The 26,035-nt window shown below is 60.1% G+C and carries 17 protein-coding genes and 1 CRISPR repeat array; of the genes, 4 read left to right on the top strand and 13 right to left on the bottom strand.

The window, feature by feature from the left end; all coding sequences use genetic code 11:
• Window positions 1-16: 16 nt before the first annotated feature.
• A complete protein-coding gene (locus B4C31_RS05040) occupies window positions 17-1,660 on the bottom strand; it encodes a RecQ family ATP-dependent DNA helicase (RefSeq protein ID WP_291531586.1) in 1,644 nt (547 codons plus the stop codon).
• A 168-nt stretch (window positions 1,661-1,828) separates the two neighbouring features.
• Between B4C31_RS05040 and B4C31_RS05035 the strand changes: the two genes are divergently transcribed.
• The gene (locus B4C31_RS05035; protein ID WP_291531585.1) at window positions 1,829-2,458 is read left to right on the top strand and encodes a GNAT family N-acetyltransferase; all 630 of its coding nucleotides are present in this window, start codon (window positions 1,829-1,831) and stop codon (window positions 2,456-2,458) included.
• A gap of 73 nt (window positions 2,459-2,531) precedes the next feature.
• Here the strand turns inward: B4C31_RS05035 and B4C31_RS05030 are convergent, their stop codons facing one another.
• Window positions 2,532-2,792 (bottom strand): DUF2442 domain-containing protein, encoded by a 261-nt coding sequence (locus B4C31_RS05030; RefSeq protein ID WP_033509644.1) that lies wholly within the window; start codon window positions 2,790-2,792, stop codon window positions 2,532-2,534.
• 182 nt (window positions 2,793-2,974) lie between these two features.
• Between B4C31_RS05030 and B4C31_RS05025 the strand changes: the two genes are divergently transcribed.
• Together B4C31_RS05025 and B4C31_RS05020 are read left to right on the top strand one after the other, a co-directional pair.
• Window positions 2,975-3,169 (top strand): hypothetical protein, encoded by a 195-nt coding sequence (locus B4C31_RS05025; protein ID WP_152595078.1) that lies wholly within the window; start codon window positions 2,975-2,977, stop codon window positions 3,167-3,169.
• Window positions 3,170-3,242: 73 nt separating this feature from the next.
• On the top strand, window positions 3,243-3,503 hold the full coding sequence (locus B4C31_RS05020; protein WP_033509643.1) for a DUF2442 domain-containing protein: 261 nt from the start codon (window positions 3,243-3,245) through the stop codon (window positions 3,501-3,503).
• A gap of 363 nt (window positions 3,504-3,866) precedes the next feature.
• Window positions 3,867-5,310: a CRISPR direct-repeat array (repeat unit 36 nt; unit sequence GCTGGGAATTAGCATTCATCCCTCTTGATAGACTTG).
• Window positions 5,311-5,360: 50 nt separating this feature from the next.
• Here B4C31_RS05020 and cas2 read toward each other — a convergent pair.
• The 6 genes from cas2 to B4C31_RS04990 all read right to left on the bottom strand — a co-directional run bounded on the left by cas2 (window position 5,361) and on the right by B4C31_RS04990 (window position 18,707).
• Window positions 5,361-5,693 (bottom strand): CRISPR-associated endonuclease Cas2, encoded by a 333-nt coding sequence (gene cas2 / locus B4C31_RS05015; protein ID WP_291531584.1) that lies wholly within the window; start codon window positions 5,691-5,693, stop codon window positions 5,361-5,363.
• Window positions 5,680-6,597, bottom strand: a complete 918-nt coding sequence (gene cas1, locus B4C31_RS05010; RefSeq protein ID WP_291531583.1) for a type II CRISPR-associated endonuclease Cas1 — start codon at window positions 6,595-6,597, stop codon at window positions 5,680-5,682. The genes cas2 and cas1 overlap by 14 nt, the downstream gene beginning before the upstream one ends.
• A gap of 3 nt (window positions 6,598-6,600) precedes the next feature.
• A complete protein-coding gene (gene cas9, locus B4C31_RS05005) occupies window positions 6,601-10,044 on the bottom strand; it encodes a type II CRISPR RNA-guided endonuclease Cas9 (protein WP_291531582.1) in 3,444 nt (1,147 codons plus the stop codon).
• 173 nt (window positions 10,045-10,217) lie between these two features.
• Complete coding sequence (locus B4C31_RS05000; RefSeq protein WP_291531581.1) at window positions 10,218-12,491, bottom strand: elongation factor G; 2,274 nt, start codon at window positions 12,489-12,491, stop codon at window positions 10,218-10,220.
• Window positions 12,492-12,593: 102 nt separating this feature from the next.
• Window positions 12,594-15,923 carry a mupirocin-resistant isoleucine--tRNA ligase gene (gene ileS / locus B4C31_RS04995; RefSeq protein ID WP_291531580.1) on the bottom strand — a complete coding sequence of 1,110 codons (3,330 nt, stop codon included), beginning with the start codon at window positions 15,921-15,923 and terminating at the stop codon, window positions 12,594-12,596.
• 543 nt (window positions 15,924-16,466) lie between these two features.
• A complete protein-coding gene (locus B4C31_RS04990; RefSeq protein WP_291531579.1) occupies window positions 16,467-18,707 on the bottom strand; it encodes an exo-alpha-(1->6)-L-arabinopyranosidase in 2,241 nt (746 codons plus the stop codon).
• 308 nt (window positions 18,708-19,015) lie between these two features.
• On the opposite strand from B4C31_RS04990, the gene B4C31_RS04985 reads away from it, so the two are divergent.
• A complete protein-coding gene (locus tag B4C31_RS04985; protein WP_291531578.1) occupies window positions 19,016-19,603 on the top strand; it encodes a TetR/AcrR family transcriptional regulator in 588 nt (195 codons plus the stop codon).
• 169 nt (window positions 19,604-19,772) lie between these two features.
• Here B4C31_RS04985 and dcuC (B4C31_RS04980) read toward each other — a convergent pair whose 3' ends face one another.
• The 5 genes from dcuC (B4C31_RS04980) to B4C31_RS04960 all read right to left on the bottom strand — a co-directional run bounded on the left by dcuC (B4C31_RS04980) (window position 19,773) and on the right by B4C31_RS04960 (window position 25,730).
• Complete coding sequence (gene dcuC / locus B4C31_RS04980; RefSeq protein ID WP_043168992.1) at window positions 19,773-21,218, bottom strand: C4-dicarboxylate transporter DcuC; 1,446 nt, start codon at window positions 21,216-21,218, stop codon at window positions 19,773-19,775.
• A 205-nt stretch (window positions 21,219-21,423) separates the two neighbouring features.
• On the bottom strand, window positions 21,424-22,854 hold the full coding sequence (dcuC, locus tag B4C31_RS04975; protein ID WP_291531577.1) for a C4-dicarboxylate transporter DcuC: 1,431 nt from the start codon (window positions 22,852-22,854) through the stop codon (window positions 21,424-21,426).
• A 96-nt stretch (window positions 22,855-22,950) separates the two neighbouring features.
• A complete protein-coding gene (gene rihC, locus B4C31_RS04970) occupies window positions 22,951-23,871 on the bottom strand; it encodes a ribonucleoside hydrolase RihC (RefSeq protein WP_291531576.1) in 921 nt (306 codons plus the stop codon).
• A gap of 60 nt (window positions 23,872-23,931) precedes the next feature.
• Entirely contained in the window at window positions 23,932-24,426 is a 495-nt protein-coding gene (locus B4C31_RS04965; RefSeq protein WP_081883107.1) for a GNAT family N-acetyltransferase, read from the bottom strand.
• 281 nt (window positions 24,427-24,707) lie between these two features.
• Window positions 24,708-25,730, bottom strand: coding sequence for a LacI family DNA-binding transcriptional regulator (locus tag B4C31_RS04960; protein ID WP_291531575.1), 1,023 nt, complete (start codon window positions 25,728-25,730; stop codon window positions 24,708-24,710).
• Window positions 25,731-26,035 lie beyond the last annotated feature (305 nt).

The following is a 26,035-nucleotide window of genomic DNA, read 5'->3' as shown; positions in this document are numbered from 1 at the left end:
GCTACGACGCCCGGTTTTATGCCTCTGGATCCACCGGCTCCAACGCCTTATGCTCCCCGTGGACGAGAACCCCATCGGACAGCAACTGTTTGACCGCCGCACGAATCTGAGCGCTCGTGGCATGCGGCGCGGAACCGTAACCGTCGATCCGGTCCAATCCGCAACCGGTAACGTTCAGACTTCGCGACCCCTGGATCGCGTTGACGATTTTCGCGACGCCATACCCATGCCCCTGTTCGGCATAGATATTGCGCACATACGCCGCAATCCGCGTCTTCAACTGCGGATCGACGACCATCGACTCGACGACCACCGTGCGGGATGGCGCACGACCGCCGTGCCCATCGGTACGCGACCTGACATCCGCTGCGGCTTGTCGCCTTGTGCAATACCCGCAGGCACCGCACGATGCCGATTCCGGACGGTCGCCGAAATATCGCAGAATCTGTCCGCGCAGACATGCGGAGGCATCGCAATACCGTTCCATCGCGCGGCTTCGGGCCAATGCCGCCTCCTTGGCCCGCTTGCGGTCGTTCTCATCCGCGAGCGCGGTGCCGACGGAGTCCCTAATACGCCGCCGGTGCAGTTCGAAATCGAATTCGCTCCACAACAGCGTACAGGTGGCCGGCTGCCCGTCCCTTCCGGCACGTCCGGCCTCCTGGTAGTACTCCTCCATGCTGGATGGAACGCTGTCGTTGATCACCCAGCGCACATCGGGCTTGTCGACACCCATGCCGAACGCGGTGGTGGCTGTGATGACATCGATGTCGTCGTTCAGGAACCCGTCCTGCACCCGTGTCTTGCGCGTCTCATCCATTCGGGCGTGGAAGTATTCGGCGTTGACTCCGGCATCCTTCAACGCTTCAGCCAGTTCCTCGGTCCGGTCCCGCGACATGCAGTAGACGATGCCGCCCTCCCCCGGATGCCGACGGGCATAATCTATGACGTATTCGGTGCGTTCCGTCTTGCCGTTCACCCGACGCCTGTCGAAGAACAGGTTCGGTCGGTCGAAGCCGGCGGCAGCGGATAGCGGGTCCCGCAATCGCAGGTTGCGTATGATACCGGTCCGGGTCTCCGGCGTGGCGGTGGCGGTGAACGCGGCGACGACCGGACGTTCCGGCAGCTGCTCGATGAAATCCGCAATGCCCAGATAGTCGGGGCGAAAATCCTGTCCCCATTGGAATACGCAGTGCGCCTCATCGACGGCGATCAGACGGATGCGAATGGATTGGCAGTACCGCACGAATCCGGGCGCGGTCAACCGTTCGGGCGAGACATACAGCAGACGCACCGCCCCGTTGCGAATCTCCTGCTCGATACGAATGTGCTCCTCCCGCCCGGTGGCGGAGTCGATCAGCGCGGCGGGAATACCGCGGGCATTCAGCTGGTTGACCTGATCGTGCATGAGCGCCCGCAGCGGGGTAATGACCAGAACCAGGGCAGGATGGCCGCCCTTGCCGGCCGCGCAGGCGGGAATCTGGTAACAGACGGATTTGCCGGCGCCCGTCGGCATGACGGCCAGCACATCGCGACGATTGAGGATGGCAGTGATGACCTCCAACTGCCGACCACGGAAGGAATCGTATCCGTAGAAGCGCTGGAGCGTGCGCAGCGCCCACGGGGTGTAGTCGGGAGCGGCTTGCGGCGAGACATCTGGCATGATGTCCACGGTACACCGATTGCGCCGGAACGGGAATGGGTGAAGTCACCGTGTAGGTCGCCAGCCTGTGCGGATGCGAATCGCATGATGCCATGGTTCTTGGGTTTGTGCGGGCTCGCAGTCCCGTACGGCAGTACGCGTTCCGCGCCGACGGTGGATAATGGCGGTATGACTGCAACATATATGATTCGACCGATTACGCCTGCCGATGACGCAGCCATGGCTGCGCTGATCCGCCGGAGTCTGGAGGATGCGGGGCTGGACCGGCCCGGCACCGCATACTGCGACCCGCAGCTGGACCGGCTGGCGGAGTATTACGCGGGATTGGAACGACCGGGGGCGTATTGGGTTGCGGTTGAGCGGTTTGGCTCTCGACATGGCCGCGGTTCCGGAGATGATGACGGTGGCGGCGACGACTGCGATTCCGTGGCGGATAGTTGCGGTGTCTCTGGCCACGACACGAACGTTTGTGGCACGCACGATCTCGGTGCGGACGGCGTTGTCGTCGGCGGGGTCGGTGTCGCTGCATGGCCGGGGTCGGAAGATACGTGCGAGCTGCAGAAACTGTATGTTGCGGCGGATCGGCGTGGACTCGGGTTGGGACGACGATTGCTGGAAAGGGCGCTGGCGTTTGCGGGCGAGCATTACCGGCGGTGCTATCTGGAGACGCACAGCTCGCTGGAGGCGGCCTGCGGATTGTACCGGTCGGCGAAATTCGAGTTTCTGGACGGTCCGCTGCCCGGCGGGGAGCATTCGGCGATGGATATGTGGGCGGTGAAGGAGGTGGGCACGGAATGAACCGGAACGGGCGAACAGTACGATCGCTCGCGACATAACCATCTATAGCTACACTTGCTGCAACAACGTGGCCTTAATCTTCTTCTTGGCACGGCACCATATCGGAACGCACACGCTCCGGCGCGATATCAATATCACCCGGCCATGTCGGCACACCGAAAACCAGATGCACAGCGTTGAAAACATCCAATGCCTTCAACTGTTTGAACGCGCCACGTTCCAGATACTTTGACATATCGAACACACCCGAAGCACCATCCGAGCACCTGACCTTGAGCCTATACCCTGGTAAAGGTTCGCACTCGATGACCTTGATCAGATAATCAATCGCCATAGGAATACCTCACTTCAACGGCACGGCGATCCAATCATCTTTAGCCGGATAACTGAGTCACGAATATATCCAGGGCACATATACACCTATGAAACGCTGCTTTCTCTCAACGGTATCATCCGGAACGTACTCTAAAACATAAGGGATATACTTGCGCAGAGCCTTAACAAGGAGGCGAAATTATGACGATAATGGAATCCTTGCCACGCTATGCAACGGACGAGGTACTGGACGGAGAAACAGTCTGCACCACTCCTGAGGAATCCGACGCCCATATGAATGCCATCATCAACGCAAATGAAGTGCGCACCGACATTCATATTGCCACGCAAGCAGCATTATCCGGTCGTCGCGCAGATCGAGTTGCATCGCGATAAACTTGATACGAACTGGTATCTGCTTCATAGGTGAGGTGCAGCACATCCTCCCATTGAACTGAAAGGAGTCGCCATGGGCTTGTCTAAGCTTGTTGAGGTCACGAGCGCGGTTCCGCTAGACAGCTCACACGTGGCCGTCCGATTTGATGATGGGTATTCGGGCGTGTTGGACATGTCCGCGTATCAGCGTGATTGGCCAGCGTATCGCAAGTTGCGCGACCCATCGTTTTTCGCAACCGCTAGAGCAGGTTTGGATACCGTCATCTGGGGTGGCGGCAGCATTAATGTGGCTCCCGAGGTCGCACGCGAGGAGGCGGTGCCGCTTGCCGCATGATACGTCAGATCATATCGAATGTTTCAGGGCCGAAGGTGGTGTCATCGTCACCCCTGACATGTTAGATGCGTGGGCGGATGCCGCCGAGCGTGGCGACTATCCGGGGTTGGGCGGTGATGCCGTGGTGTATTTCGGGCGTATTCCTCCCACCGACGACGAATTGGAGGCGGAGAGGGTCCACACCATTGAGCTGTCCAATGACATATTGTGCGATTGGTTAAACATACGATATGGGACGAGGAGACAATCCGACTACGATCACAAAACATCAACCCAACAACGGACGTTGCACTAGCAAGTTGAATCCAGACACATTCATCCCTCTTGATAGACTTGCTTATATTCAGTGTATTCAGCGTATTTGCCGAGAATTAGCATTCGTCCCTCTTGATAGACTTAAACGCTACCCTTACGCCACCAGTGCAGAGCTGGGAATTAGCATTCATCTCTCTTGATAGACTTGGGGAAACCAACATCAAGCCCTACTACAAGCTGGGAATTAGCATTCATCTCTCTTGATAGACTTGAATCGACCGCCGTATAGTTGACTTCGCTGCTGGGAATTAGCATTCATCCCTCTTGATAGACTTGAGCAGTACGTCAACACGTGGCGCTGGAAGCTGGGAATTAGCATTCATCCCTCTTGATAGACTTGCGCAAGGTCATGAACCTGTTCACCCACGGCTGGGAATTAGCATTCATCCCTCTTGATAGACTTGTCACGGTCTTAATACCGCCGACCACGAAGCTGGGAATTAGCATTCATCCCTCTTGATAGACTTGAAGCACGGCCATGACGAGTCGTTTGGTTGCTGGGAATTAGCATTCATCCCTCTTGATAGACTTGTGATGTACGTCACACTGTACGCGGCAGAGCTGGGAATTAGCATTCATCCCTCTTGATAGACTTGCGGAAGCGCTCGAACCGGACGCCATCGAGCTGGGAATTAGCATTCATCCCTCTTGATAGACTTGGCATCATCGCCGACCAGCTCACCCGCGAGCTGGGAATTAGCATTCATCCCTCTTGATAGACTTGAGTCGGCGCTCCGCTCGCTGGTGTAGAAGCTGGGAATTAGCATTCATCCCTCTTGATAGACTTGAACAACAGCCAGGGCAGCGTGTACGCGAGCTGGGAATTAGCATTCATCCCTCTTGATAGACTTGGGTACTGATCGCGCCGGTTCATCTCGTAGCTGGGAATTAGCATTCATCCCTCTTGATAGACTTGACGCCGTCTATGGCCTCGCCCGGATTGCGCTGGGAATTAGCATTCATCCCTCTTGATAGACTTGACAATACACGCTGCTCTTGAATCACGGGGCTGGGAATTAGCATTCATCCCTCTTGATAGACTTGTGGGATACTGTTCCACATACTCAGTCATGCTGGGAATTAGCATTCATCCCTCTTGATAGACTTGGTAATAAATGGTGCCGTCGTTCTCCCAAGCTGGGAATTAGCATTCATCCCTCTTGATAGACTTGGAGACCATCGACAAGACCTTCATCACCGGCTGGGAATTAGCATTCATCCCTCTTGATAGACTTGGATTGCGCGTGCGTTGAACACGGGAAAGGCTGGGAATTAGCATTCATCCCTCTTGATAGACTTGCGTTGCCGCGTGGAGCAATCGCGGGAGCGCTGGGAATTAGCATTCATCCCTCTTGATAGACTTGCCATCGCCGTCAAACAGTGGCGTGAGGAGCTGGGAATTAGCATTCATCCCTCTTGATAGACTTGGCGCACGGTGAGCACGCGCAGGACGATGGCTGGGAATTAGCATTCATCCCTCTTGATAGACTTGATAGCTTATCAAGAGGGGCCATTTCCCGCCTATAATTGACCATTCCATGTTCAAAAAAGCAGCAGCATGTCAGTGTTGTCTTGCTCTTTCTCCTCTTGCAGATTGGAAAACCTTAAGGCCTTAGCCCACTGCTTATCGGAAATATGCAGTATCCTGACCTTCCCCTTTGAAGGCAAATTCTCCTTAATGGCTTCAACAGTGGACCTATTCCCCGCCTGAGTCGGTGTATATCTGGCATACACCGAAAACTGCACCATCGCGTACCCCATGTCCAGCAAAAGATTCCGGAACTGAGTCGCCGCATGTCGTTGTTTCTTAGTCTGCACCGGAAGATCAAACATTACCAAGCACCACATTCCCCCGCTCTCCTCATCCTTCTTCATCAGGCCCTCCATACACTGGCACATGCAGACGTTCGATTTGCCCCTCGCAATACATGCCAAATTGCTGTGCCAAATCATTCATCGCACTTGGAATCGTCAAACCGGAAGAGTCGAAGCTTTGATTTGATGCACCGACCAACACTCGTTTAACCGCCCGATCCGATACGCAAGCGTCGGCATCCAACCGGGCAACTCGATAGTCAATCGCGGCACGAAACGGCTCAATAAGATCGTCTGCCAAACAAAAGTAATTGCCTCGCCCATGATGGTTAACACCCAGCGGCGGCGCTAATCCTGCTGATATTACAGCCTTAACCGCAAATGACCTAAGCACAGTGTACGCATAATCTAATTGAGCGTTTCTACCTACGCCTTGGCCAGGTATTCTTTTGAAATGTTCCTCCTCATCAAATACCCTCTTCCAGTATTCTCGAGCCGCTTGCCCCTCAATGTTGGATGAATCACCTGATCTTACTGACGCTGCCAACCCTCTGAGGATTCCTCCTCCTTCCTTTTTCAGGGCATCCAAGCATGCAGCTTGTCCACGAATCTTGGCTTGGACAAGGCGCGCCCATGCATTTTTACGCCGTGGAACGCTTAGCCGAGATTGAGCCAGCTGACGTTGCGTAACAGTGGTCGGTAAATCCGTCCACGAATGTAACGCCGCTACTGGTACACCTCTCCAATCGCAAAGCATAACGCTGACGCCATATTGAGCCATCTCGAACAAAGCCGCCGAAGAACAATACAGCTTCTGTCCGATCAGAAGCACTGCTGTCTGCGCCAGAGATACTTCTACTGGTTTAATTGCAGCGCTCCGACTGTCAATAACCACACGTCCGCGCTTGTACGTAATGCTGCCGTCCATTTCGGTGCAGTCCACAACCCGCCAAGCGCTCTGCATTTCTCAAGCCTTACCTGCACACCATCGCCATGAAATAGGCATTGCTGTCTTATCTGCCCAGCGTGGCTCTCCAAATGCATTTCTCCTTATACACACTGGTTTGAACATTGCAAGAACATTAATTGCAACCCTCCATCCCTTCAAACCAAGAATTTGTGATACACCGTTTGGTGCTTCACATTTCAGACTTTCGCATACAGCGGAAAGACCCTCATTAGCCAAAAGCCTGGGTCTGAGTTTCAATCTGGATTCACTCTCAAACCCATCAACAACCCAGCAACTGTACGCACGGGAATTCCCGTTCGGCAATGATTGAACAAAATCCCGGAACTCCGCAATCTGTCCAGTCAATTGAGCTTCGGCGAAATCCACCTCGATAGTATCTCCCACGGTTAACCAACCCAGGTATTCCGCACGATTGTCCAACACAGCCTTGGCAGTACGACCTTCGGCATATCTCATGGATACTGACTGTTCAAACAACGGGGCGTGGAAGAGGTCCTCGTTCCGATATCGCATCAGATCAGTTTGGAATACACGAATCATTCCGTAAAAGATCTTTGTCTTACCTTTTGCCTTCTGTTCCCAGCACCGATAGATTCGAGCGTGGTGAATCGCTGAACCAATGTCTGCGGATCCGCCACGAACCGCAATCTGCGCCGCCGCAGAGGTAAAAAATGAAACCTCATCCTCTGGACCGACATACCTACCATGAACGGTAATGGAACGTTCATCATTCTCCGGCAGACCATCTTGCTCGTCATACTCAGGCAATCTGGTCAAAGCGCAGTACAGAGCAGGAGTTGACGCTTTCCTAACCGTGTCAGCGTCGATAGCGGACTTCAAAGGAACCTTCGTCAGTTTGTGCACAGTATCGTCATGCACGACAGAATTCCCCAATGCCAGCCTCATCGACTGCACTACCGCAACCCGATTATTGTCCAAAGCATCATTGAGTAATTCCAGTAACTTATGCATTTGTTCCAGCCACTTATGGAATGACTCATACCGTTCCGTTCCCGGATTTGGATATTCCTGCCACGGAATTTCATTGGGATACAATCTCCCTGCCATCCACTGAGCCTCACGCAGTGAGTCACGTTCAGCCAACGTCTGCGCGATGCCGGGTTGCATCAAAGCAATCACTGCGGCATCCACTGCGTGATGTCTGCGGTCCAATCGAGTCTTACCGCCTCCACCGATAAAATGAATCCGATCTTCAATATGTGCAGCTTTTCGCGCGTCAGAAGTCAAACGACCGCGAAACACCCTTACCGTGGTGTTCAGCAACACATCCGGATACTGATATGACTCATGGTTGAAGAACCAATCAATACGCCGGTGCAGCTCATCCGCCATCCAGGCCACCGATTCCATTGAGCGATTATCAATAGGCTCGTCGGCTTCCGTTTGACGAAGCCGTGCAATCACTTCCTGCTTAAAGTTTTTCTGAGCAGCAGGTGTATAGGAGCCTCGCGTAAAGATAAACGCCTCTACACGCTGAATTGTTTCAGACATATCCACACCCCGGGCCTGAGCCGGGGTGGATCGCGCCCATACCGCGAACGGGGTGTTGCTCTTCAAACGATTACATTCAGCACAAACCGCCGCAAAATTCGTACGCGTGTTCGTCGATCCTACGCCTTTACGGGGAACGATATGGTCCATCTCACAGGTTTTGAATGTAATCATCGCACCGCAATAGAGACACTTTCCGTTCTGCCGCTGCACCGCTTCCCACCGGCGCAAATCCGATTCACGTACCCGCTCCACCTTTTCTTCGAGATGCAGTTGTTTCCCTATATCCTTTCGATATTCACTCCGCTTGGCTATGGCGTTTTCATAGTCCTTCTTGTTTTTACGAGCCACCGCAACCGAAGACATACCATCACGAACATGTTCAATCTGCACGGATGAAGGAGTGCCCCACCGCTTCACGCAATTGACGATATATCGATTAACGATCTTCAACACCCGATCGACTGAAGGATTGCCCAAAGGCATACCGATGGGATCTGCCGGAGGACGCCAATTATCAGCCACGTTAAATACATGTTTGCGCGCTTCATGCAAATCGTCGTCGGTTTGCAGCATACGTTCGGTAAGCACTTGCAAAGTTTTTGCCGAATAAGCCACACGGCCAGCCGGCAGATCAATGGTATCCAACTTGCTCAGCTCCTCATCGCTAAGCGTATTGATGAAATCTATCGCCTCCGAATATGTAACTTCGTCTTGCACCTTGTCGATGTCTACAGTGTTCGACAACAGACCAATCATCGACTCTTGGCCATTATCGCTGGCTTGCGCCCACCATGCATTCAATTTCTTCCGGAGTTTGCTGTCGGAACAAGACTGAATCGCCCTAATGGAATCCATCCTTGGAGGCCTGCTGGACACACGGTCCTCGCCATCCCTGGTTTGTTGTCCGATGCCCCTGAGTTGAGATCGTTCCAGCCCAAGTTTCTGTGCCACGTCTCCCCACGTGTAATCTTCTTTATCCGTTGAGGCAAGCAAATCAAAAACTATGTTCTTCTCGCCCATATTCAAAGGACGTTCAATGGATCCCTCTTTTATCCGAAGATTCGTTATAACGTTAGCAATGCGGTACCGCTGAAAAACAAGGGAAGCCTTCAACGCGCGACTCTGCGTTTTATCCAAAGGATCCTTGCCGACCCGCGACTCTGCAGACCCTTTGGGGGTTTGGGAATCAAAAATGGCCAGCAGCAGTTCCCGCGCATGAGACTCATCCACCCGCTGCACTTCAAAAATACGTTTAAGTTCGTTGGCATTATCGGATTGCATCAACTTGGTCGGCAGCAAACCCGTTTTCGGATTCGAAGACCGAGTAGTCGTACGGAGGCGCGGAGATTCATCAAAACCTTGCTGCAATACCTGACACACCAGCTCTCCCGGAGTGGGATCGTCGTCAATCACGTTCCCGATCCGGTTCTCCACGCGGCTCTTCAACTCAGCGTAATTATCAGAATAGGGAGTATCCAACAACAGTGATTCAACCCGCTGATAAGGATTGCGCCATCCTCGGTGCCGAGCAATATGACGAATAGCGATGGAGATATCTTCCAACCGCTCATCATCATCTTCGATGTATCGTTCCGCCAACCTGCCTCGTACTGCCCACTCCTCAAAAGGCTCCGTTAAGGATTCTGACTCGACAATCGGGAATCCCAACCGCTCCAACACATTGTCAAGCCTCGCAAGCCGTGCCTTACGGCGGCGGCGCATACGCCGAGTCCGACGTGCGATGCCCGACTGCTTTTTCCGTGTAATGGCTTCCTTATTTTTCTGGGGATCGACACCTCCATCATGAATAACGCTCTGCGCATTCAAAATACGCAATGGCATTCCCGACTCATCCACTTCTATGGCTGCCAACCCAACCGAATTCAGCCCCACATCAATACCAAGACGGTACAGTCGCTTGCTCATATCTCCCCTTTGATTCATAGCAACACTTCGACGAGTACCAGTATATCCGGGAAAAATAAAAACGGGGCAGGAAACCTGCCCCTGCAGAAAATCTGCTTAGCATTCAAAGCGGCTATCATGTCCGCTCTTACTGAGAATTAGCAATGACCAGTATAGCATCAAATCAGAAGTTCCTACCCCGCATACTCCACGTGCGCGAACTCCGGCACCTTGTACCACTTGACCGGGTAGCCGGCGCCGTGGGCGCAGAACACCGAATCGGGGGTATTGTCCAAATCCGACTCCGGATCATAGTGCGCCTCTCGCACCACCCGCTCCTCGTCATGGCAGGGACGGTATCCGGCGAACGTGCAGCTCAGCCGTCCTCGACCATGCGTGTACGCGTTCACGTCCATCGCGTAGTCGCGCATCTCGGAGACCGGGCACTCCCCCGTCAGCACGGCGTAGTCGGCATCCGTCGCGGAACCGGTAGACGCCGCCGCGCCAGAACCGAAACCAGCGCCCACATCGTCGCCCATCTCGAAGGTACCCGCCATGCGCTGAATATCGGACATCGCCCGTCCGACCATATCCTGCGGCACCTCCAATCGGAACCGGTACCACGGTTCCAACACACGGCAATACCCGCGCCCCTTGTCCATCGCCTCCTGCACAAATTCAGCGTCGGTCTGCCCTTCCGCCGCCGACGGCCGGCCTTCCACGCCCACGCGCAGCTCCATCAGCCCCTGCCGGATCGCCCGGTATGTGGCCTGGCGGAAATCGCCGCCTTCCGTATGCTTCAGGTGTGCGCGGCCGCCCACAAGCGTCAGTTTGACATCGGTCAGCGGCGCACCGATCAGCACGCCCAAGTGCTCACGCTCCCCCAGATGCGTCATGATCAGCCGCTGCCAGTTGCGGTCCAGCACGTTCTCACTCACCGCGGTCGCAATCCGCACGCCGCTGCCCGGCTCACCCGGCTCCAACCGGATGTGCGCCTCAGCGTAATGCCGCAACGGTTCGAAATGTCCCACGCCCTCGATCGGTGCCGTGATGGTCTCCCGATACAGGATGCCGCCCGGACCGAACACCACGTCCAAGCCGAACCGGTCGTGCAGTTCCTGTTGGATGATTTCCAGCTGCACGGCACCCATCAGCTGCACGTGCACCTCGCGCAACCGTTCCTGCCAGACCACGTGCAGCAGCGGATCCTCGTCCTCCAGTTCACGCAGCGCGGTGGTGACCTTGTGCAGGGTCAGATCGTCGAAGCTCGGCATCGGCGGCGTAGTGGAATCCGCTTCGGATTCAGCGTTCTTCGATTGCTCGTCGTCCGATTCCTCGCCCTGCTCCGTCGACGTCGACACTGCCGTGCGCGCCGCGGCGGCACGTTCGGCGAGCGCGTCCAGATCGGTGTCGGGCGGCAGCACCGTGTAGGTGAGCACCGGCTGGATGCTGGGCGATTCCGCATCGGGTTCGATGCCGAGCCCCTCGCCGGGGAAGGTGCGGGTCAGACCGGTAACTGCACAGACGCTTCCGGCGGGGATGTCGGTGGCGATGTCAAACTTGGCGCCGTTGTAGACGCGGACCTGGTCGGCCTTCTCCTGCCACGTGCCGTCAGCGTCAGCGAGCAGGGCCTTAGCCTTGAGAGCGCCGCCGGTGACCTTGAGCCAAGTCAAGCGATTGTGTTGGGCGTCATGGGAGATCTTGTAGATGCGCGCGCCGAACTCCGCGGGCCATTGCGGTTCGCGCACGTAGGCCTCCAATCCGGCCATGAATTCGTCGACGCCGTCGACTTTCAGGGCGGAACCGAAGAACACCGGGAACAGCTTGCGTTCGGCGATCATGGTCCGCAGCCGCGCCAGGGTGATGCCGCCGGTTTCCAGATACTCGTCCATCGCCGATTCATCGAGCGTGGCGACGTTCTCGGCATCCTCCGCATGCTGCCATTGGGCGATTTCGATAAGTGGCAAGGAGTCAGAGGCACCGGAATCCGAGGCAACCATCGGCAGCTCATAGACGGCGTCGGACAGGCGACGGCGCAAATCGGCGAGCGCCACGGCTCTATCGGCGCCGGCGGCGTCCATCTTGTTGACGAAGATGAAGGTGGGCACCTGGTATCGGGCGAGCAGTCGCCACAGGGTTTCGGTGTGGCCTTGCACGCCGTCGGTGCCGGAGACCACAAGAATCGCATAGTCGAGTACGCGCAGCACCCGTTCGGTTTCGGCGGCGAAGTCCACGTGGCCGGGTGTGTCCAGCAAAGTGAGGTCCAGATTGCCGCAGCGCACGGATGCCTGGTGGGCATGGATGGTGATGCCGCGTTGTTTCTCCAGCGATTCGGTGTCGAGGAAGGCGTCGCCGTGGTCCACTCGCCCAAGTTTGCGAATGCCTCCGGAACGGTAGAGCAATGCTTCGGACAGCGTGGTCTTGCCGGCATCCACATGCGCCAGGATTCCCGCCACAATATGCGTCATGACATCCGCTCCGATCCCTCGTCACCGACATATGGGGAAAGTCCCCGATTGGTTCGGGGACTTTCCGTGTTGTTGTTTTGCGTTCGGTAGCCGGCCTATGGTTCAGGCCTTGGCGACCTCGATGCCGAGGTCGGCGGCGGTGTCGCTGGCCGTGATCTCGAGCGTGGTGGCCAGGGTCTCGCCGGCGATCAGGTCGCGGAACTGTTCGGCCTTCGGGGCGTCGGCGGCCGGCACCGTAAGCTTGAGCACGATGCGGTCGGCGATGTCGAGTCCGGCCTCCTTGCGGGCGTCCTGCACGGAGCGGATCGCATCGCGCGCATAGCCTTCGGCGATCAGGTCGTCGTTCAGCGTGGTATCGAGGATCACGAAGCCGCCGGTCGGCAGCGCCGCGGACACGATGCTGTCGGCGTCGGACGGGTTCGCCTCCTCCACGCGGTTGATCAGCTCGTACTCGCCCTCCTCCAGCGCGATCTCGCCGGACGGGGTCTCCACCACCGGCGCACCGGCGGCGTCCACATGCCAGGCGCCGGACTTGGAGGCCTTGATGGCGAACTGGACGTCCTTGCGCAGACGTTTGCCAGCCACGCGGGCGTTGACGCGCAGCTCATTGATGATTCGCAGCCCGTGCTCGGCGGCCTCATCCAGCGTGCACAGCTCCACGGCCTTGATGTTGAGCTCGGACTTCAGGATATCCTCATAGGCGCGCACCGCATCCGGGTTCTCGGTGACCACGGTCATGCGGGCCAACGGCTGACGCACGCGGATCTGCTCCGCCTTGCGCAGCGAGAGCGCGGCGGACACCACCTCACGCACCTTCTCCATCGCATCCACCAGCGCCGGGTCATCCACCAGCACGCGGCCCAGCTCGGTCGCCTCTCCGGTCTCCGCGTCCACCAGCGTCGGCCAATCGGCCAGATGCACGGATTCGCCGCCGGTCAGGCCGCGCCACACGGCCTCGGCCTCCATCGGGGCGAGCGGGGCGAGCACGCGCATGAACGTCTCCAGCGCGGTGTACAGCGTGTTGAACGCGTTCCCGTCCTCATTCCAGAACCGGTCGCGGGTGTTGCGAATGTACCAGTTGGTCAGCAGGTCGATGTAATCGGTCACCGCGTCGCAGGCGTCGGAGATCGCGAACTCGTCGAGGGACTTGGTCGCAGACTCCACCAGGCGGCGGGTGCGGGCCAGCAGGTAGCGGTCCATCTCGGGCAGCGCGGCCACCTCGTCGGCGCGCAGCAGGCGCGCGTCATACCCGGCACCGCCGTTCGCGGCGTTCGCATACAGCGTGAAGAAATAGTACGAGCTCCACACCGGCAGCATGACCTGACGCACCGTATCACGGATGCCATCGGCGGTCACGATGAGGTTGCCGCCGCGCAGGATCGGCGAACTCATCAGGAACCAACGCATCGCATCGGAGCCGTACTGGTCGAACACGCCGTTGACGTCCGGGTAGTTGCGCAGGTGCTTCGACATCTTCTGGCCGTCGGAGCCGAGCACGATGCCGTGGCAGATCACGTTCTTGTACGCCGGCTTGTCGAACAGCGCGGTGGCCATGATGTGCAGGGTGTAGAACCAGCCGCGGGTCTGGCCGATGTACTCCACGATGTAGTCGCACGGGAAGTGCTGCTCGAAGAACTCCTTGTTCTCGAACGGATAGTGGAACTGCGCGAACGGCATCGAACCAGACTCGAACCAGCAGTCGAGCACGTCGGTGATGCGGCGCATCGTGGACTTGCCGGTCGGGTCGTCCGGGTTCGGACGGGTCAGGTTGTCGATCCACGGGCGGTGCATGTTGATCTCGCCCTTGTCGTCGCGCGGGTAGTCGCCGAAGTCGGCCTTGAGCTCCTCCAGCGAGCCGTAGACGTCCACGCGCGGATGGGCCGGGTCGTCGGAGACCCACACCGGGATCGGCGAGCCCCAGAAACGGTTGCGGGAGATCGACCAGTCGCGGGCGTTGGCCAGCCACTTGCCGAACTGGCCGTCCTTGACGTTGTCCGGGATCCAGTTGATCTGCTGGTTGAGTTCAAGCAGACGGTCCTTGATCTTGGTGACGGACACGAACCAGCTGGAAACCGGCTTATAGATTAGCGGGGTGGCGCAACGCCAGCAGTGCGGGTAGGAGTGCACGTAGCTCTTCTCCTGAAACAGGATGGCGCGGTGCTCCTCCGGCACGGCGGCCAGCGGGCCGTCGCCGGCGCGCAGGTTGCGCAGGATCGGCAGGTTGGCGTCGAACACGAACATGCCCTCATACTCAGGGCACAGCGACGTGAACGTGCAGCCCGCGTCAAGCACGTCCACGGACGTGATGCCGTGGGCGTTCAGCGTGTTCATATCGTCCTCGCCGTAGGGGGCCTGGTGCACCAGGCCGGTGCCCTCGGTGGTGTCCACGTAGTCGGCGGTGAAGATCTGGTAGGCGTTGGGGCCCGGGGTGCCGCCCTCGGCGAGCGCGTCCTCGCCCGCGAAGTACGGGAAGACCGGCCAGTAGCGCCAACCGACCATGTCGGCGCCCTTGAGTTCGCGCACGACCTCGTAGTCCTCGCCGAGTTCCTTGGCGTAGGAGCCGAGCAGGGCCTTGGCGAAGTAGAACTTCTTACCGGCGAACTTGCCTTCGACGGGCTTGACCTCCACGTAGTCGATGTCCGCGCCGACCACGATCGCGAAGTTCGTGGGCACGGTCCACGGCGTGGTGGTCCAGAACACGGCGTAGGCGTCGTCCTCGTCCTTCAGCTTGACGGCCACGGACACGGTGGTGTCCTGACGGTCCTGGTACACGTCGGCATCCATGCGCAGCTCGTGCGCGCTCAGCGGCGTCTGGTCCTTCGGGCAGTACGGCAGCACGCGGTAGCCCTGATAGGCCAGACCCTTGTCGTACAACTGCTTGAACGCCCACATCACCGATTCCATGTACGGGATGTTCAGGGTCTTGTAGCCGTGCTCGAAGTCGACCCAGCGGGCCTGACGGTGCACGTAATCCTGCCATTCGTTGGTGTACTTGAGCACGGAGGAGCGGCAGGCGTCGTTGAACTTGGCGATGCCCATCTGCTCGATCTGGTCCACCGACTCGATGCCCAGCTCCTTCTGTGCCTCAAGCTCGGCGGGCAGGCCGTGGGTGTCCCAGCCGAAGACGCGGTTGACCTTGCGGCCCTTCATGGTCTGGTAGCGCGGGATCACGTCCTTGGCGTAGCCGGTCAGCAGGTGGCCGTAATGCGGCAGGCCGTTGGCGAACGGCGGGCCGTCGAAGAACACGAACTCGTTCTGGCTGTGGTCGCCGGACGGGTTGCGGTCGATGGACTTCTGGAAGGTATCGTCTTTGTCCCAATAGTCGAGAACGTCGGTCTCCAGCTGCGGGAAGCTCGGGTTCGGAGCGACGTTGGCGCTCTGCTCGCCGGCTGCGGCCTTGGGATACACATGGGAATGGGTGGTTTCGCTCACCGTGTCTCTCCTCGTGCAGGTCTGTTCCGTTACTTCTACTGCCACGAGGACGACGGCGATTGGGTCCGGGACTGCTGTCCGGTTTGGGAATAATGCCCCACCCGGCCAAGTCACCGGTATCCGCGATCACCACCGCGGTACCACCTCGCTTGCCGCATGTCGGATGCCGCGGGACCCATCCCGCGCGATCTCGATGCGACCGCTTGTGTCCGGCTGTGTCGGGCCGGTCCCGTCGGTTCTACTGGGCATCGGGCCGGTGTGGGCCCGCCGCCGTTCTTCCGATGGCTCCCCGCTGATAACGGATCATCGCCGTGAACGCCGCCCATTGTAGCACCGAGGTGGGGACGGCCCCGCCGCCGTATCACCCTCATTCCGCCCAACACTCCCGAACTCTCCGGACTCTGACACATCGTGACCATGATCCTTTGCGAGAATCGTTGGAATTTCAACGATTCGCAACTGAGATCACGGTCACGATGTATCAAAGTCACGATGCATCAGAGTCACGATGCATCACGGTCACGATGCATCAGAGTCCGAAGTTCAGCGCCGAGCGGTGACCTTGCGGTAGGACTCAGCCAGGTTGCGGGCCAGCTGGCGCCCGGTTTCGCCCAGGATCACGCCGAGCGAGTTGAGCGGCATGCTGCGCAGGAACATGACCATCAGCGCACTGTCCGGGATGACCGGATGGCCGGCCTCCCTGCCCATGTCGTCGAGCACGTGCTGCAGGATCGGCGCGCCGATCGGATCGTCGAGCCATTCGCCGAAGGTCGACCATTCGTCGAGGTTCATGATCTTGCCATCGTCGTCAATCTCGACGTCGAGCCGCGAGACGATGTCGCGCGAGGAGACGCCGACTTCGACCGTGTAGGTGCCGCCCTCCACATGCCAGTCGTCGAACCGCTCCGACCAATAGGCGAAGGCGCGGTCGTCCAGCGCGATGGTGACGCTCTTCGACTCGCCCGGCGCGAGCGAGACCTTGGCGAAGCCCTTGAGCTCGTGCACCGGGCGCGCGACCTTGGCCTTCGGCGGGGCCACGTAGACCTGCACGATTTCGGCGCCGGCCACATCGGAGGTGTTGGTCACGGTCACGGTCACCTCGGCGTCGCGCGGACCGGTCTTGGCCACGGTCGCGTCGTGCACGTCGAACGTGGCGTAGGACAGGCCGTAGCCGAACGGGTAGGTGACCTGCTTGCGGAAGGTGTCGTAGTACCGGTATCCGACGAACACCCCCTCGCCGTAATCGACGTGGCCCTCCTCGCCCGGCCAATTCATGGCGGACGGATCGTCGTTCACATCGTCGATGATGGTCTGCGCGAGTTTGCCGGACGGGGCTTCGTCGCCGAAGATCACGTCGGCGAGCGCCGCGCCGCCGGCCTGCCCCAACAGCCAGGTCTCCAGGATCGTCTTGGCGCGGCCCCGCCACGGCAGCGAGACCACGGAACCGTTCGACAGCACGACCGCCACGTTCGGGTTCGCGGCGGCCACGGCCTCAAGCACCTCGACCTGCTTGGCTGGGATGTCGAGCGTGTTGCGGTCGAAGCCTTCGGACTCGTAGGCGGCGGGCAGGCCGAGGAACAGCAGTACGACGTCGGCCTGCTCGGCGGCCGTCACGGCCTGCTCGGTCAGTGCCGGGTCCTGCGCCGCGTCGTCCAGCGTGAAGCCGGGGGCGAAGTCGGCCGCGACGCCGCGCTCTTCGATTGCGTCGAGGAAGCTGGTGAGCTTGGTCGGGTTGATCAGCGAGGAGCCGGCGCCCTGGTAGCGTGGTGTGCGGGCGAATTCGCCGATGACGGCGATCTTGGCGCTCTTGGCGACCGGCAGGGTGGCGTCCTCGTTCTTGAGCAGCACCATCGATTCGACGGCGGCCTGGCGGGCGATCTCGTTGTGGGCGTCCACATCGTACCGGTAGCCGTCCCGGCTCATGGCGGGGCGGGCCTTGGCGACCAGGTCGATCATGCCTTGGGCCATCTTGTCCAGCTGGGCGGCGGGGATGCGCCCGTCCTTGGCGGCGGCCACGATCTGGTCGTCCGTATTGCTCGGCGGCATCTCCAGGTTCAGACCGGCGTTGAGTGCGGCCACACGGTCGCTGACCGCGCCCCAGTCGGACATGACGATGCCCTTGAAGCCCCATTCGCCGCGCAGCACGTCGGTGAGCAGCCAACGGTTCTGCGAGGAGAACACGCCGTTGATCTTGTTGTACGAGCACATGACGGTCCACGGCTGGGCGGTTTTGACGATGTATTCGAAGGCCGGCAGGTAGATCTCGCGCAGGGCGCGCGGGGAGATCGTAGCGCTGATGCGCAGACGGTCGGTCTCCTGATTGTTGGCGGCGAAATGCTTCAGCGAGGTGCCCACGCCCTTGGACTGCACGCCCTTGACGATGCCGACGGCGGTGTGGCCGGCCAGGTACGGGTCCTCGCTCCAGTATTCGAAGCAGCGGCCGCCGAGCGGGTTGCGCTTGATGTTGACGCCGGGGCCGAGGATGACGGCCACCTGTTCCTGGATGCATTCCTCGCCCATCGCTTCGCCGACGCGTTCGACGAGTTCCGGGTTCCACGAGCAGGCCATGCTGGCCGCCGGAGGGAAGCAGGTGGCGGGCACGTTCTCCTCGACATCCATCGATTCGGTGTTCCGGGCCTTGCGCAGGCCGTGCGGACCGTCGGTGATGGTGTAGTTCGGTAGGCCCTTGTCCGCCACATTGCCCAGGCTCCACGGGTTGGTGCCGCTGGTCAGCGCGGCCTTCTCCTCAAGGGTCAGGTCGTTTACGGAGGGATAGTCGCTCATCGGTTTCGCTCCTTCATGTCCTTTTGGCGCATCGTCGTTGATTGACACCGTCGGCATCGATTCACCACTCAAATACCGACCGGTCGGTAAGTATTATGCTATCGCCGAACCGGCATATCCGCAAGCATGTCTGCCACACGGCGTTGCGCCGCAAACGACAACGCTCCGTGGTAACGTCACCAGATATCAGACCATTCGGTCGGTAAGATACCGCTGCGGCCGAACACGGCCACGGACAGCCTCCACACCGTCGCATCGCGCAGCACCGCTCCTACCGCACCAACCCCTCCAACACCAAGGAGCACGTCATGCCACACCGCGACCCGGAACGGTTGAGCCAGATCGAACGCACCGCGGCTGAACTGTTCGGACGGTCCGGATACTACGCCACGTCGCTGCAGTCGCTCGCCGACGCGGTGGGCCTGACCAAGGCAGGACTGCTGCACTACATCGGCAGCAAGGACAACCTGCTGACCCTGGTCATGCGCGACGTGTACGACGCCGACGCCATGGCCAAGCTCGGCGCGGACGGCAACGACCAACCCGTCGGAACGGTGTCGTTGCCCGAATACCTGCGCGACATCGTGGCCCAGAACGCCGAGCGCCCGCATCTGGTCCGGCTGTTCACGATGCTCAACACCGAAACCCTCAACCCGGACCACCCGGCGCGCCAGTACTTCCAGGACAGGGAGCGGCTGCTGGAGCATCTGGCGGACAACCCCTGTTGGCGGATTCCCGAAGGTGTGGACGTCCACGCCACACTCAACGCGGCGATGATGGCGATGGACGGCATCCAAATCAAATGGCTGCGAGAGCCCGGCCGCGACCTGGTGGCGATGTGGCGCGAAATCGAGCCGGTATTGTTCCCCGAAGCGATCTGGGGCCCGATCGACTGAGCCGTTCACCCCGGTAACGCCCTGACACGCCCGGCTTCTGCGGACTCTGACACTTTGTGACCCTGACACAAGTTTGGAATCGTTGAAATTCCGACGATTCTCGGGATGTATCAGAGTCACGATGTGTCAGAGTCCGTACAGGCCGGGCGTGTTTCGGAAAGTCCGGGGATCAGGCGGTGCCCATGGGCAGGAAGATGGCCATCGAGAGCACGAACATCACCACCACGCCCACGATCATCGGGACGCTGGTGCGGCGGATGATCTCGAACGGGCTCTTCTTGACCGTACCGGAGACGATCATGATGACACCGGCCACCGGTGAGAGCTCGCGCAGCAGGTTGCCGGCCAGGCTCATCGGGATCGTCACGGCGAGCACGTTGATGCCCGCCGCGGCCGCCAGCGGAATCATCAGCGGCACCATCGCGAAGAACAGCGCGGTGCCGGAGCCCGACAGGATCACGATCAGCGCGGTCAGACCCACGAGCAGCAGCGGCAGGACGAAACCGAGCCCGCCACCCTGGATGCCGGTCATCGCGTTCTGCAGCGCGTCGATCAGGCCGATCGACTGCAGACCGACCACGAACACCGACGCCGCGACCAGCAATGCCACAACCGGCATTGCACCGCCCATGCCCTTGAAGAAGGACTCAGTGTCATCCAGGGTCTTGCGGGCGTCGCGCGTGCGGACGAACTCGCAGATGATCGCGATGACAAAGGACAGGATCGAAGCCAGCTGCACGCTGATGTCGATGTCGAATCCGGTGATGGAGGTGATGGCGAACACCACGAGCAGCATGATGATCGGCAGCAGCGGCAGGATCGCGTACACGGTGCGATACAGCGCGCCCCCGGTGATCTGCTTGACCTCGGCCAGCTCGATCTGACCGTCGTCGGTGACGGCCACCCGACCCAGCCGCTCGTCGCGCCGGTCCATGAACCGCTGCCAGAAGTAATGCGCCACGGCCATGGCGAACAAGGTGGGGATGGAGACCAGTACGTGGTACCGGAATACGTATTCGCTGGCGGTGATGCCGGCGAACTGCGCGGTTTCGGCCAGCTCGGCGGAGATGGCGATGTTGTCCGACCCCAACGGCGTGGGCATGACGGTGGCGCTGGTGGCCACCACGGCCGCGGCGCTCAGCGTGCTCATGCCCGCCTGACGCAGCACGGGGAACAACGTGGCCAGCAAGATGATCGACAGGTTGGAAGCGCTGGGGATGACCAGCGAGAGCAGATTGCCCAGCAGGAACGTGATCGGCACGAGCACATACGCCGACTTGATATGCCCCAGCGGCTTGGATAATACGCTGACCGTGACCTCGTTGGCGCCGATCCTGGACATGTAGGCGGTGTAGCCGCCCAGGATCAGCATGACGAAGCCCGCGGAGGTCAGGGTGGAGACGAACTGGTCACCCACCACCTTGAACGGGTCGAGCCACGCCACGCCACTGGACGCGAAGTCCGAGAACGCGATCGGCCGGCCCATGGCCATGGCCACGTACATCAGCAGGATGCCGATCAGAAACAACGAGATCTTGATGTCCATCTTCTTGATGAGCATGAAAACCACCGCGGCGACCGCGACCACGGCCACCAGGACCATCACGATATCCATGTTCTTCTTCTTTCTTCTGCCTCGGTGCATTCCGGTCGTCATCGACCGGTGCCGCCGCTACGACGATGTGCCGCGGAGGTTCCGACCGTCCGTGGACCGCTGTCGGATACCGAGGTGCCAACGTTATGGAAAGAGGGCCGACCCGGTCACCCGGGCCGACCCATATGGGAGAGAGGGAAGGAAAGTATCTAGTTGATCGCTGCTATCACGCTCCCATCGGCAGGAAGACGATCATGGACAGGATGAACATGATCACGACGCCGGAGATCATCGGGACGCTGGTGCGGCGGACGATCTCGAGCGGGCTCTTCTTGGTGGTGCCGGCGACGATCATGACCACGGCGGAGACCGGGGACACGGCGCGCAGCAGGTTGCCGGCCAGGCCCATCGGGATGGACACGGCGAGCACGTTGATGCCGGCGGCCGCGGCCAGCGGGACCATCAGCGGCACCATCGCGAAGAACAGCGCGGTGCCGGAGCCGGACAGGATCACGATCAGCGCGGTCAGGCCCACGAGCAGCAGCGGCAGGACGAAGCCCATGCCGGAGCCCTGCATGCCGGTCATCGCGTTCTGCAGCGCGTCGATCAGGCCGATCGACTGCAGGCCGACGACGAACACGGAGGCGGCCACCAGCAGGGCCACGATCGGCATCGCGCCGCCCATGCCCTTGAAGAACGCCTCGGTGCCGTCCAGCGTGGCACGGCCGTTACGGCTGCGGATCAGCTCGCAGACGATGGCGATGACGAAGGACAGAATCGAGGCCAGCTGCACGCTGATGTCGATCTTGAGGCCGGTGATGGAGGTGATGGCGAACACCACGAGCAGCATGATGATCGGCAGCAGCGGCAGGATGCCGTACACGGTGCGGTACAGCGCGCCCCCGGTGATCTGCTTGACCTCGGCCAGCTCGATCTCGCCGTCGTCAACCATGGCGGCGCCGCCGCGCTTGTCCATGAACCGCTGCCAGAAGTAGTGGATGATGGCCATCAGCAGCAGGGTCGGGATGGAGACGAGCGCGTGGTAACGGAACACGTACTCGCTGGAGGTGATGCCGGCGAAGGCCTCGGTGTTGGCCAGTTCGGCCGCGATCGCCACGTTGTCCGAACCCAGCGGGGTCGGGATGATCGTGGCGGTGGTGGCCACGACGGCCGCGGCGCTCAGCGTGCTCATGCCCGCCTGACGCATGACCGGGTACAGGGTGGCCAACAGGATGATGGCCAGGTTCGAGGCGCTCGGCACGACCAGCGAGAGCAGATTGCCCAGCAGGAACGTGATCGGCACGAGCACATACGCCGACTTAATGTGGGCCAGCGGCTTCGAGAGCACGCTGACGGTGACGTCGTTGGCGCCGATCTTGGACATGTAGGCGGTGTAGCCACCCAGGATCAGGATGATGAAACCGGCGGAGGTCAGGGTGGAGACGAACTGATCACCCACCACCTTGAACGGATCCAGCCACGCCACACCACTGGACGCGAAGTCCGAGAACGCGATGGGCTTGCCCATCAGCATGGCGACATACATCAGCAGGATGCCGATCAGGAACAGTGAGATCTTGATGTCCATCTTCTTGATGAGCATGAACACCACCACGGCGACCGCGGCGATGGCCACGAGGTACATCACGATATCCATGAGTCCTCTTTTCCTTTCTTTCTCTTATTGCATTGTGCGTTCGAAACGGGGAACGCGCGCCGGCGGTGTTCGTCCACCGCCGGCGCGCTCACCGTATCAATCGCACTGCGCCATGCGCTCCATGAACCAGGCGCAGAATCGTTCGGAGTCGACGCCCGTGGTCACGGTGGCGTTCGGCTCGTGCTTGAGGTAGCCCTTGAGATCGGCCACGGTGCAGCCGGCGGTCAGGGAGCCGGCCAGCTCGACGTCGACGTAGGTCTCCTGCATCGTGAACAGGTCGGGCTGCAGCATGCAGGCGACCGCGCAGGAGTCGTACATCTTCAGACCGGTGCCGAAGCTGCGCTTGCGGTAGCGCTGGAACAGGTCGTGGGACATCAGCCCCACCTTGCCCATGTCCTTGAGCTTGGCGGTCTGCTCCGGCGGGATCACGGTGCCCAGGCCCGCGTCGAGCGTGGCCATGGTGATCTTGAGTCCGGAGTCGAGCACGATCTTGGCCGCTTCGGGGTCCACGTAGATGTTGAACTCAGCCATGACGCCCTTGTTGCCACGGGTCACGGAGCCGCCCATCAGCACGATCTCCTTGATCTGCGGCTTGACCTCGGGGTAGACCTTGAGCAGCAGGGCGATGTTGGTCAGCGGGCCGATCGGCATGATGGTAATCGGCTCTTCCGCGGCCATCAGGACATCGCGCATGGCCTCGACGGCGTTCTTTTCCAGCAGCAGCTCGGTCTTGGGCTCGGGGAAGTCGAATCCCTCCATGCCGGTGGCGCCGTGGATGTCGCTGGCGTCCTCGGGCTGGCGGATCAGCGGGGCCGCGGCGCCCTTGGCGACCGGAACGTCCTTGCCGTAGTAGGCGAGCAGCTTGAGCGCGTTGCCGGTGGTGGCCTCGATGCCGACGTTGCCGGCCACCGTGGCGATGAGTTTGACGTCCAGTTCCGGCGCGTACAACGCAAGCGCGATGGCGACGGCGTCGTCGATGCCCGGATCGGTGTCGATGATCAGTGGAGTTGGCTTCATTGCTCCTCTTTTCTCGTACCTCGTATGGTGAATGTGGTTGATGGCCGTTGGGCGGCACCGTCAGGACACAAGCGCCGCATCGAGAAACGTGGACCTCATCGCCTCGACCGACTCGCGGCTCTCCCCCGGCGACGGCTGCGCCGGATCCACGAATCGCACCATACCGCTGCCCAGTTCGGGCGTCGGACGGCGGATGAAGCCTTTGCTTTCGTAGAATCGTTCCTTCCCAGGAGTCGACATCAGACCGACGTAGGCATGCTCGCAGCAGCGGGAACGCACGTGCATGATCAGCGCGTCCAGAATCATGGAGCCGATACCGAGGTGACGGTATTCGGGCAACACCACCAGGTCCTTGATGAAGAAGGCGATGCGGCCGTCACCGACCAGACGTCCGATACCGGCGGGAACACCATCGACATACGCCACGACGGAACACAGGCCGCCGTCCAGCGCCGCCTGTACGTCCTCGCGTTCATATCGGTGGAAATCCGCCGTGGCACGCACGCTCTCGTAGATGTCTACGGTGAGCGCATCGTACCGAACCGATATCTGCATCTCCTGAACCTCCGCGTTGAGCGTTCGTCAACTGATGCAACGTGATGTAACGTTTCATCAACCAACAACAGTCATGCTACATCGTTTTATCAACGCTGTCAAAATCCGATGAGACCGTGTCACACCGCATGTCGGCGATGAACATACGCCCAGCCATCAACAACGCAACCGTCATGCAAACCTCGTTATTCGCATCGCATCAGATATCACACCGGTCACACGGCACCGTCGCCGTGATCCTTCCCCCTATCGTGCCACACCCGTCCGGAGAACATGCCGCGTCACATGCGGCGCTCGGGAGGGGCCACACCCACCGAGCCCCGCTGCACGAATACCGTCGGGATGCGGCGGTGCTCCGCGCGCCGCCTGCGTTTCGCCCCGATCCTGGACAACAGCATCTCCACACCCTGCCGCCCCATGTCGGCCGTCTGCTGCGAAATGATTGCCACGCGCGGGGTCATCAAGCGGAACGCGTCGATATCGTCGAAGGACACCACCGATATGTCGGTGCCGGGATCCATGTTGCGGTCATGCAACAGACCGATGATCGCGATCGCATCCGGGGAATACGCGAACAGGATCGCGCTCACGCCCTCCGACAACAGCTCCATCAACGCATCCTTGCGCGAGCGGAACGTGTTGTCGCAATCCACAACCGCCACGCCGTCCTCTCCCAGCACACGGCCGGCGATCGCACGGAACGCGACCTCGCGCTCGTTCACGCTGACCGATTCCAGGCTCGAATGGGATACGAAGCCCACACGGCGATGCCCCAACTGGCTCAACGTCTCCACCGCGCTCTCAATGCCCGGATACGGATCCGAAACCACCGACGGCACCGTATCGAGCCCCTCCACGGTACGGTCGACGAACACCAACGGCAAGTCGCGGTCGATGATCGACCTGATGCCCGGCGACTCCGCACCCTCCGGCACCACGATCGCCCCGTCGATCCGTTGCCCCAGCAGTGTGGTGATGAACGCGTCCTGCCGTTCCACGTCCTCTGCGGACGTGCCGATCAGCGTGCTGTATCCCTTCTCATACAGCATCTTCTCCATCGAGGAGACCAGATCGGCGAAGAACGGATTGCGGATGTCCGGCACCAGCAGCCCCACCGTCTTCGACTCCGCCAGACGGATGCCCTGCGCGCGGGAGTCCGGGACGTACCCCAGCTCGTCCACGGTCCTGCGCACCAATTCCTTGGTCTCGTTGGAGAATCGCCCCTTGCCGTGCAGAATCTGCGAGACGGCCGTAATCGACACCCCCGCCTTCTGGGCCACATCACGAATCGTCACAAAAGCCATCGGTTCCCTCCCTCATCGTGTACAACACACTACCCTATGCGACACGCGCTTGGAGCGGTTCCGCAATCGTTTTACCCTACGAGCACATCCTGCCCGCATATGGCACGACGTCCGTCGCAACCGCGCCCATACACGGTTTCGACGGACGTCGTGGCACGGGGGGATGCACCCCGTTCCCGGTTCGAGGCCGGACTGATATGCGATCAGTCGAGCTCGATGGCGCCGGTGTACAGCTGGTAGTACTCGCCCTTCTTCTCCAGCAGCTCCTCGTGGGTGCCGCGCTCGATGATGCGGCCGTGGTCGAG

The organism is Bifidobacterium sp. UBA4282, assembly GCF_002394995.1.
GTDB classification, from domain to species: Bacteria; Actinomycetota; Actinomycetes; order Actinomycetales; family Bifidobacteriaceae; genus Bifidobacterium; species Bifidobacterium pullorum_B.
This window is presented reverse-complemented; position numbering and strand designations above follow the sequence as displayed.